Here is a 10022-nt window from a genome sequence, read left to right on the forward strand (position 1 = left end):
ATCAAAAAGGAACAGGATTCCTTATATTTTGGCCATTTTTTGAAAGTTGTGAATAACAAAAGGCGGCAGATATATCTGAGGGGGATAATTCTGCGGAAACTCAAGAAGGATAAATATTGCACGGTTCTCACAGCCGTAGTAAAATGAGAGAAAAGCAGAATTCGGTTTGGGAAGGAGGCTCTGTCATGGACTGGACGCCGTTGCCGGTAGGTGTGGAGAATTTCAGGGAAATGATCGAAAAAGGGTACTACTATGTGGATAAGACGCTGTTGATCAAAGATCTGATCGACCTGAAAGGTAAGGTCAATCTGTTTACGCGTCCGCGCCGTTTTGGAAAGACTCTGAATATGAGTATGCTCAGGTATTTTTTTGAGAAAACAGAGGAAGACCGCAGCAGTCTCTTTGCGGGGACAAAGATTATGGCTGCGGGAGAAAAGTATTTAAGAGAGATGGGGAGATACCCGGTGATAGCCCTCTCTTTGAAATCCATGAAGCAGGGCAGCTACGAAGAAGCATTTCACTGCCTGAAAGAAGAAATTGCCGGAGAATATAAAAAGCACAGAGAGATTATCGAAAAGCTGGATACAGAAGACGACAGGGAAAAATACGAATTATTCATGAACCGTGCCGCAGACGAAAAGGAATATCTTACGTCGCTTAAGTTTCTGTCCGAGTGTCTGTATTCCTGTTATGGAACCGGAACAGTGATCCTTGTCGATGAGTACGATGTTCCACTGGAAAATTCATATTTCAGAGGATTTTACGAGAAGATGACGGATCTGATCCGTTCCATTTTCGAGTCTGCGTTTAAGACAAATGATACGCTGGAGTTTGCCGTTGTTACCGGATGTCTGCGGATCAGCAAGGAATCGATATTCACCGGACTCAATAACCTGAAAATCATTTCGATTCTGTCTGAGTCCTATAATGAACATTTTGGCTTTACTGGCAGGGAAGTTCATGAGATGCTGAAGTATTATGGAATTCAGGACAATGAAGATGTGGTTCGCAAATGGTACGATGGCTATCTGTTTGGAAATACCGAAGTATACAACCCGTGGAGTGTGATTAATTATGTGGACTCCAGCTATCAGAACAAGAATGCATTTGCTAAACCTTACTGGTCCAACACCAGTTCCAACAGTATTGTGCGTACTCTTGTGGAAAAGGCGGATATTTCTGTAAGGCAGGAGATTGAAGCTCTGATCGAGGGGAAGACGATCACCAAGCCGATCCATGAAGATATCACTTATGACGAGATGGATTCCACCCAGGACAATCTCTGGAATTTCCTGTTTTTTACCGGATATCTGAAGAAGATCAGCGAGCATATGGAGGGCGAGACATTATACGTTGAGATGGCGATTCCAAATGCAGAGGTGCGCTATATTTATAAAAATACAGTACTCCGCTGGTTTGAGGAAAAGACCGATAAGAAAGAACTTACCCCTCTTTATGAAAGTATATTAAACGGTGACCGGGCGAAAATGGCGGAGATACTGTCGCAGAACCTGATGGAGACGATTAGCTTTTATGATTATCAGGAGAGTTATTATCATGGTTTCCTTGCGGGAATGTTGAAGAATATCGGCAGCTATATTGTCCTGTCAAACCGGGAATCCGGAAACGGGAGACCGGATATCCTGCTGAAATACCCCAGCGTCAGAGGAAAAGCAGTGATTATCGAAATCAAGGTGGCAGATACTTATCGGGATCTGGAAAAGAAGTGCGACGAGGCACTGCGCCAGATCGAAGAGCAGAAATACGAGGAAGCGCTTCGCCAGGAAGGGTATAGTGATATCCTGAAATATGGGGTGGCGTTTTACCGGAAGGAATGTATGGTGAAATAAAAAATATGGAGGTAACAGCATATGCAGCATGAATGTAAAATAACAGTACTTGACACAAAGGTATTCCCCGAATATCAGGAAAAATATCTCGCAGATCCGAAATCAGGCCCATGTCCGTTTTTTAAGAAGGGAGATACCTTTATTCTGAAAAGAACGGAGGAGCAGGATGATTTCTATCATCTGATGAACGGAAAATTCTGCGGTGAAGCGTGGGACGCGGTCAGCAGATATGTCTACGCAGCGCTCCAGGGCGGATCGATCATGCATAAGTGGACGAATGATGAGAGGATGATGATCGCCTGCTGTAATGACGGCACCAGACCTGTGATCTTCAAGATCGAGAGAATCGATATTCCGGAGACAGAGGAGGAAAGGCAGTGGCTGGAGAAACAGAACTTTAAAAACAGTGCTGAGGACGCTTATACCGGATGATATTTTGCGGAAAACTTCGGGCAATAACTGCTGTTGGAGGCAGTAGTGACTGCCTGGAGTTTTTCTTCTTTTTTGTGGATTTCTGCGCGGTTTCAAAAAATGAAAAAATTTATGTTTTTGAAATTGAATAGTTGAATATACTATCTTCAGGGGCTATAATACAAGTACAGATTCAGTTTCAAAAAATAAAAAAAATTTAATTTTTGAAAGCGAGAGATTCTATGAAAATAATTACGAGGGCAAATTATCTGAACAGAATCATTGAATTGAATGGCACACCGGACATAAAGATTATTACCGGAATCCGCCGTTCGGGAAAATCAAAACTGATGCAGGCATATACAGAATACCTGAAAAACCATGTCCTGAATATCAATATTATATTTATTGACTTTATGGATCTGGAGTTTGAGGAAATAAAAGAATATCATGCACTGCACGCTTATGTGGAGGAGCATTACCAGGAAGGAAAAACGAATTATCTTTTTATAGATGAAGTACAGATGTGCCCGAAGTTTGAACTGGCAGTCAACAGCCTGCACTCGAAAGGGAAATATGATATTTATGTGACCGGGTCCAATGCTTTTTTACTGAGCGCTGATCTGGCAACACTTTTTACCGGAAGATATATCGAAATTCATGTATTTCCCTTTAGTTTTACAGAATACTGTCAGTATTACGACGAGATCGATGATAAAGAAAAGCTGTTTGACGAGTATGTGCTTCGGGGCGGACTTGCAGGTTCTTACCCATACAGAACGGAAAAAGACAGAACCAATTATATTAAAGAGGTTTATGAAACGATTGTCACCAGAGATCTTGTCCAGAAATATTCTCTCCCGGACACACTGGTTTTGCAGCGGTTAAGTGAGTTTCTGATGGATAACATCAGCAATCTGACCTCGCCTAATAAAGTCAGCCAGATGCTGACGAAAAATAATGCTGCAACAAATCATGTAACAGTTGGCAGATATATCAAATATTTGTGCAATGCATTCGTCTTTTATGATATAAAACGCTATGACATCCGTGGGAAAAAGTATCTGGAGAGCACGGAGAAATTCTACTTGTGCGATACCGGCATTCGCTATGCTATTCTGGGCAGCAGAAATATGGACTATGGCAGAGTGTATGAGAATATTGTGTGTATTGAGCTGCTCCGCCGGGGATATGATGTGTATGTCGGGAAGCTGTATCAGAAAGAGATCGATTTTGTTGCGCAGAAAGGCGGCGAAAAGATTTATATTCAGGTCAGCGATAATATTTCCGCGCAGGAAACTCTCATAAGAGAATGTTCGCCGCTGCTGCAGGTTCGGGATGCCTATCCCAAAATGATCATTGCCCGGACAAAACATCCGGTATACAGCTACGAAGGGATTCAGATTTTCGATATAGCGGATTGGCTCCTGTCGTGAAAATAATTTGCAATAAACAGCAAAATAGGTTAAACTGTCTATAATCGGTGCGCCGGAGGGGCGGTACATTTATCCATGACAAAATCTGCGCAGTGCACAGAGAGTTTTTGTTGTGTTGCACACCGTAGATCCGTAACAGGAAATACATGTCAGAAGAGAGAAGGATGTACAAAATTTATGGAGCAAAAGCATGAATCAGACTTAACGTCAAAAGAGAAAAGACAGTTGGAGTTTCAGAAACTGAAATCCATGACATTCAGACAGAAGATCGAGTATCTTTGGACCTACTATAAGATATGGCTTGTGGTACTTCTGGCGGTTATCATGGTCGGGAGTATTATCGTGACGATGGTACAGAATGCCATGAAGGTGGAGCTTCTGTCCATCGCAATCGTAGATGCGGACATGAATGCGCAGGAACAGATTGATCGGATGACGGACGACCTCCTTGACTACATTGGAACCGGGGACAAATATGAGACGATTACCATGGATGCATCAGCGGGATCCGGCGATGATTACACGGATGTGACAAAGAGAATGGTACTGCTTGCTTCCGGAACAGTGGATCTGTTTATCTGCAATGAAGAGACTTACGAGGAGTACGATGAGCAGGGCGGATTCCGTGACTGGAGCGAGATACTGGGGGATGACTACGGGCAGTATGAGCAGTATATGACCAACGGAGTCCTCGATCTGTCCAAGAGCGAGAAGTGGCAGGAATATGGGATTACGTTCTATGAACCGGTATATGCAGGTGCGCTGGCTGCTTCGGAGAAGGATGAGAACCTGAAAGCGTTTGCAGAGTTCTTCTTTGAGTAACGAGAGACGGAAAGGTAATGCGGCGCAGAAAGGCTAAAGAACTGCAAAAAAATTATTATTGAAAAGATACAGAGACAGACTCTTGAGTGGAAATCGGGAGCCTGTCTCTTTTTCCGTCCGCCCCACTCCCCGTGCGGACCATCCCCGGTTTTTCCATGACCCGGTATGATACAGAATTGCGGGTGTCACAGTGAGTGATGAAATGTGTGGTTTCAGCTCAGTCGCTATTCTCTTATCCTGCCGGGGATGTTATAATGAATTCATTGAATCAGAGTTCATTGCATCAGAATTCACTGAATCAAGGTTCATGAAAACAGAAACAGAGGATGAAGACAATTGGCCCGTAAAAGAACAGTTTCCGGAAAAGAAAGGCATAGTACAAAATACAGACTGATAACAGCGGTGATCCTGCTGAGCTTAAGTGCAGTGTTCATGGTGACGGCGGCGCAGGTTCCGGCTTTTGCCGAGTGGTATTCGCAGACAGTCTATCCCGTGCTTGTATCCGTAATCGGGCGGATTATGGTAATATTTCCGTTTTCCGTGGTGGAGATCTGTCTGTACGGACTGATCCTGGAGCTGATTTTCTCCGTTGTGTTATCTGTGCGGAAGATCATCCGGAAAGGCGGTGCGGGAAATGTACTCTACCGGTGGTTCTCCGGAGTGATGCTGACAGTTGCCATTCTGGCGTTCCTCTATACCGTGGGATGCGGGATCAACTACCACAGAAGATCTTTTTCCCAGGAGGAGGGAATCATCACTTCCCAATATACAGTGGAGGATCTGCGGCAGGTCTGCGTCTGGCTGACCGAAGAAGTGAATCAGAGAGTGGAAAATGTCAGCCGGGATGAAAGCGGCGTTATGAAACTGGACGCGCCGGAAGGATCCGGGGCGGTGGAAGCCATGGAGAGCCTGGGAGAAAAGTATTCCGCCCTGCAGGGATATTATCCGCAGCCCAAGAAGATTATCGTGTCGGAGATCCTTTCCTATCAGGGGCTTACAGGTGTATATTCCCCTTTTACGGTGGAGGCGAACTACAACGGGGATATGACCGCTTACAATACGCCGTTTACAGTCTGCCATGAGCTCTCCCATCTGCGGGGATTCATGCAGGAGCAGGAGGCGAATTTTATCGCATTTCTGGCATGTGCCGGATCGGAGCGTATGGACTTTCAGTATAGCGGATATCTGTCCGGCTGGGTATACTGCATGAATGCGCTGTACCGTGCGGATTATGAGACATGGCAGCAGGTAAGGGGACTTCTTGACGAGGGAGCGGAGCCGGATCTGGCGGCAAATAATGCCTTCTGGGACAGCTATGAGGGAATGATCTCCGAGACGGCGGACCGGATCAACGATACTTATCTGAAAGCTAACGGACAGGCAGACGGTGTGCAGAGTTATAACCGGATGGTGGACCTGATTGTGGCTTATTACCGGCAGGGATGACAGAGAATGCCATTTGTAGAAACCCAGACTCAAAAAACAGAGGGAGGAAAAAGCATATGAAAAGAAAGCGGTTGAATCGAAAGATCAGGGCAGCCGGGACGGCAGCTGCAGTTATGGTGATCACGGCTGTGTTCATTCCGGGATGCGGAAAAAAGGCAACTCCGGAAAATCTGCTGCAGGATATGGCGAGAAATGTAGAAGCGGCAGAATCTTTCGTCTACAACCTGAAAATGTCGGCGCAGATGGAGAGCGGCGGCGCAGAGATCGGGATGGAGGCAGACATGGATGTAGAGACGGTAAAAAAGGCAGAGACAAGCCATTTAACCGGAAATATGTCGCTGAGTGTTATGGGAATGAATGTCGGAACAGATCTGGAGATCTACACGGTTCCTGTGGAGGAAGGATATACTGTATACACGGGAATAGGAGATTACTGGGTGAAATCTGTGTCCGAGAGTGCGGAGGGAGCACTGGAAGCAGATACATTTTCCGATATCCGGGAGCAGGCGTCCGTATTTGAGCTTTCCGGGGAGCTGACGGATGTAAACGGGCAGGAGTGTTATGAACTTACCGGGGACATCGGAGGCGATGCGCTGACGGATCTGCTGGATGATGATCTTCTCAGTTCGGTCAGCGGGCTTTCTATCGACGAGGAAGACATCGCCGAAGCCGAGATCCCGTGTACTCTGGAAATTTACCGGGAGAGTATCCTTCCGGCAAGACTGTGGATTGATATGAAGGATCTGGCGGGAAGCCTGGCAGGGGCAGCAGGCGGTACGGGAGCAGAGGATCTGGAAATTTCGGAATACTATATGGAGATTACGTTTCTGGAATATGACAGTATCCGGGAGATCACAGTGCCGGAAGAAGCTCTGAATGCCCCGGAGGCAGATGGTGATGATTCCCTTTTCGGAATCGCAGGGCAGGAAGAGGAAGAAGTCTTTGCACAGCCTGACGGACAGAACGGAACAGACGATACGGATGAAACAGATGGACTGGAGCCCGCGTCACAGCTTGGGGAGCTCGGAACCCACTGGGACAGCTATACAGTAAAGATCAACGACAAAGTGCTCACTCTGCCGTGTACGATAGCGGATCTGGAGGCAGCGGGATTAAGTGTTGACACGGATTACCTGCCGGAAGACAGTATGATTACCGATTTTGGCGCAGCCTGGTTTAAAGATGAAAACGGTAACGAGATTCTGGCAGACCTGCTTCCTGCGGGCGAAGAAGCGCAGTCTGTCTCGGAATGTCTGATCGTGGGTCTTACGGTGAGTGAATTCGATACCATGCAGGGCGGAATCGATATCCTCTTCCCCGGTGGAATCCGAACGGGGAGCAGTGCAGAGGATGTGGTTGCGGCATACGGCGAGGCGGACGATGTATATGAGGGAGAGGTGATTGACATCTATTCCTGGTATGAGGAGGGAAGTTACTATAACGGATGCTCTGTAGATGTTGATGCGGAGTCGGGGCAGGTTACGGAGATAAGGCTCGGCAGGTATGAATAAAGGAAAGCGAACATGAAGATATTTATTATAGAAGATGATGCATCGATCCGGAAGGAGCTGTCCCGTTTCCTGCAGAAGTACGGGTATGAATGCGGGACAGATGATGATTTTGAGCGGATTGTGGAGAAATGCCTTGCGGCGGAGCCGGATCTGGTGCTGCTGGATCTGAACCTGCCATATCAGGATGGATTCCAGATCTGCAGGGAGCTGCGGAGAAAATCCGGCGTCCCCATTATTGTGCTGACGAGCCGCAGCTCGGACTTCGATGAACTGATGAGTCTCAATACCGGCGCAGACGACTATATCACAAAACCTTACAATGCCCAGGTGCTTCTGGCCCGGATTCAGAAGCTTATTTCCCGGGTCTATGAAGCGCAGCCGGGAACGGTGCTCATGCACAACGGGCTGACGCTGAACCTGATGCGCGCTACGGTCAGCCATGGAGGGGCAGAGGCGGAGCTTACAAAAAATGAAATGGGAATCCTGCGGCTTCTTATGGAAAATAAGGGAAATATCATTCCCCGGGACGCCATCATTGATGAGCTGTGGCAGAGTGAGGAATTTATTGACGAAAATACGCTGAATGTGAATATCGTCCGTCTGCGGAAGAAACTTGCCGGGATCGGGCTGCCGGATTATCTGCAGACAAAGCGGGGGATGGGGTACTGCGTATGAGACTGAAAAGCTATCTGACGGACCGGATCGTTTCACTGGCCTGTCTGGCTGCAGCGGCGTCTCTTGCGGCGCTTCTTCTGTGGCTTGCGGATGTGCGGGGAATCTTTATCCTTTTTGTAGAGGCAATCTTCTGCGGGGCAGCTTTTGCTTCTCTTGTCTGGGACTATGCGAGACGGAGAGCGTTTTACCGCAGGCTTTTTGAACTTTCGGACCAGTTGGAGGAGAAGACGCTGTTGGCGGAAATTTCAGAAGAACCGCAGTTCCTGGACGGGCAGATCCTGATGGAGATCCTGCGCAGGAACAGCAAATATGAGAATGACCGGATTGCTGCCATGGAGCAGAAGAACCGTGAGTACCGGGAATATCTGGATTCCTGGGTTCACGAGATCAAGACGCCGATCACATCGGCAGGTCTGATGATCGAGAATGACAAAAACCGGACCACTCTGCGGATTGGCGATGAGATTGGAAAGATTGACGCTCTGGTGGAACAGGTGCTCTATTATGCGCGGAGCACAGAGGCAGAGAAGGATTTTAAGGTGGAAAAGACGACTCTGCGGGAGATCGTGAATCTGGCGCTCAAGGCATATTCCAGACCGCTGATCCAGTCAGGTGCAAAGATTCATATGGAAAATCTTGATATTCCGGTCAGTGCAGATATCAAGAGCTGTTCCTTTACCGTGGGGCAGATCATTTCCAATGCGGTTAAATACAGAAAGCCGGATAGAGAGGGAACAAAGGAGCCGTTCCATTTGACATTTTCCGGAAGTCAGGAAAGGAACGAAGTACTGCTTACAGTACAGGACAACGGGATCGGGATACCCGGAAGAGATATTTCCCGGATCTTTGACAAGGGATTTACCGGGGAAAACGGAAGAAGGTACACGAAATCCACGGGGATCGGGCTGTATCTGTGCAGAAAACTCTGCGGTCAGATGAATATAAGGATCACGGCGGAAAGTGTTCCGGGTGAGAGCACAGAGATCACCCTGGAATTTCCGGCGGAGAGCATGATAAGAGAGGCAGGACTTTAGTCCGCCTCTTTTTTCTCACCTTACATTCCGGTAAGGTAAATGTAATCTCATATAATGGCGGGGGTTTGCCGTGCGTGGTAAATTAGATATGCAGAAAGAAGAATTTATCAGAGGCATACAAGAATGGAAATGCCTGAGAATTCAGAAAGAGCACACAGAACGAACATACAGAAAGGACGGATCATATGCAGGACAGAAAATTTGCAGTATCAGGACAGGGAGAGACGATACTGCGGGTGGAAGATATACAAAAATATTATGGGAATAAAGGGAATCTGACCAAAGCGGTGGATCATATCTCGTTTTCTGTGGACCGGGGAGAATTTCTCGGGATCATGGGGGCTTCCGGCTCAGGGAAGACCACGCTTCTCAACTGTATCTCAACCATTGATACGGTGACCAGCGGTCACATTTATGTGGAAGGGCAGGATATCACGAAGCTGCACGGTTCAAAGCTGTCAGATTTCCGGGGACGGAAACTGGGATTTATCTTTCAGGATTTTAACCTTCTGGATACGCTGACCGCCTGTGAAAATATTTCACTGGCGTTGTCCATCGGCGGTATGAAGCCGGAGCAGATCAAGATCCGGGTAAATCAGGTGGCGGAATCTCTTGGAATCACAGACGTACTCGAGAAATATCCCTATCAGATGTCCGGAGGACAGCAGCAGAGAGTGGCCGCGGCGCGCGCCATTGCTTCGAATCCAGCCATGGTGTTGGCCGATGAACCCACGGGCAATGTCACATTAGTACAACATTACCCGAAAGAAATACCCGTGATATTTTTCTCTTTATCAACCCTGATTTCTTTAATAGCGGATCGCCAGAGAGTACGCT

At 47.2% G+C, this 10022-nt stretch carries 9 protein-coding genes; all 9 read left to right on the forward strand.

Going from position 1 to position 10022, the window contains the following annotated elements; all coding sequences use genetic code 11:
• Window positions 1–185 precede the first annotated feature (185 nt).
• Window positions 186–1850 (forward strand): AAA family ATPase, encoded by a 1665-nt coding sequence (locus B5F07_RS21895; protein ID WP_087163294.1) that lies wholly within the window; start codon window positions 186–188, stop codon window positions 1848–1850.
• Between the two features lie 21 nt (window positions 1851–1871).
• Window positions 1872–2282, forward strand: a complete 411-nt coding sequence (locus B5F07_RS21900) for a TIGR04076 family protein (protein WP_087163295.1) — start codon at window positions 1872–1874, stop codon at window positions 2280–2282.
• A gap of 221 nt (window positions 2283–2503) precedes the next feature.
• Window positions 2504–3697: an ATP-binding protein gene (locus B5F07_RS21905; RefSeq protein ID WP_087163296.1), complete on the forward strand. Its 1194-nt coding sequence runs from the start codon at window positions 2504–2506 to the stop codon at window positions 3695–3697.
• 177 nt (window positions 3698–3874) lie between these two features.
• The gene (locus B5F07_RS21910) at window positions 3875–4519 is read left to right on the forward strand and encodes a hypothetical protein (RefSeq protein WP_087163297.1); all 645 of its coding nucleotides are present in this window, start codon (window positions 3875–3877) and stop codon (window positions 4517–4519) included.
• Between the two features lie 336 nt (window positions 4520–4855).
• Entirely contained in the window at window positions 4856–5965 is a 1110-nt protein-coding gene (locus tag B5F07_RS21915; protein WP_242972628.1) for a DUF3810 domain-containing protein, read from the forward strand.
• A 56-nt stretch (window positions 5966–6021) separates the two neighbouring features.
• Window positions 6022–7476: a DUF6612 family protein gene (locus B5F07_RS21920; RefSeq protein ID WP_087163298.1), complete on the forward strand. Its 1455-nt coding sequence runs from the start codon at window positions 6022–6024 to the stop codon at window positions 7474–7476.
• Between the two features lie 12 nt (window positions 7477–7488).
• Entirely contained in the window at window positions 7489–8151 is a 663-nt protein-coding gene (locus B5F07_RS21925) for a response regulator transcription factor (protein ID WP_087163299.1), read from the forward strand.
• The gene (locus B5F07_RS21930; RefSeq protein WP_087163300.1) at window positions 8148–9185 is read left to right on the forward strand and encodes a sensor histidine kinase; all 1038 of its coding nucleotides are present in this window, start codon (window positions 8148–8150) and stop codon (window positions 9183–9185) included. The genes B5F07_RS21925 and B5F07_RS21930 overlap by 4 nt, the downstream gene beginning before the upstream one ends.
• 185 nt (window positions 9186–9370) lie before the next feature.
• Window positions 9371–10022: ABC transporter ATP-binding protein (locus tag B5F07_RS21935; RefSeq protein WP_087163301.1), on the forward strand; the 652-nt coding region annotated here is incomplete at its 3' end.

Origin of the sequence: Lachnoclostridium sp. An169, from assembly GCF_002160525.1 — a bacterium.
Classification (GTDB): Bacteria; Bacillota; Clostridia; order Lachnospirales; family Lachnospiraceae; genus Mediterraneibacter; species Mediterraneibacter cottocaccae.

What these genes read in the sequence shown, in the direction of transcription:
- B5F07_RS21925 (WP_087163299.1), top strand. Translation starts at nt 7,489, where the DNA reads ATGAAGATATTTATTATAGAAGATGATGCATCGATCCGGAAGGAGCTG.
- B5F07_RS21905 (WP_087163296.1), top strand. Translation starts at nt 2,504, where the DNA reads ATGAAAATAATTACGAGGGCAAATTATCTGAACAGAATCATTGAATTG.
- B5F07_RS21895 (WP_087163294.1), top strand. Translation starts at nt 186, where the DNA reads ATGGACTGGACGCCGTTGCCGGTAGGTGTGGAGAATTTCAGGGAAATG.
- B5F07_RS21920 (WP_087163298.1), top strand. Translation starts at nt 6,022, where the DNA reads ATGAAAAGAAAGCGGTTGAATCGAAAGATCAGGGCAGCCGGGACGGCA.
- B5F07_RS21910 (WP_087163297.1), top strand. Translation starts at nt 3,875, where the DNA reads ATGGAGCAAAAGCATGAATCAGACTTAACGTCAAAAGAGAAAAGACAG.
- B5F07_RS21930 (WP_087163300.1), top strand. Translation starts at nt 8,148, where the DNA reads ATGAGACTGAAAAGCTATCTGACGGACCGGATCGTTTCACTGGCCTGT.
- B5F07_RS21900 (WP_087163295.1), top strand. Translation starts at nt 1,872, where the DNA reads ATGCAGCATGAATGTAAAATAACAGTACTTGACACAAAGGTATTCCCC.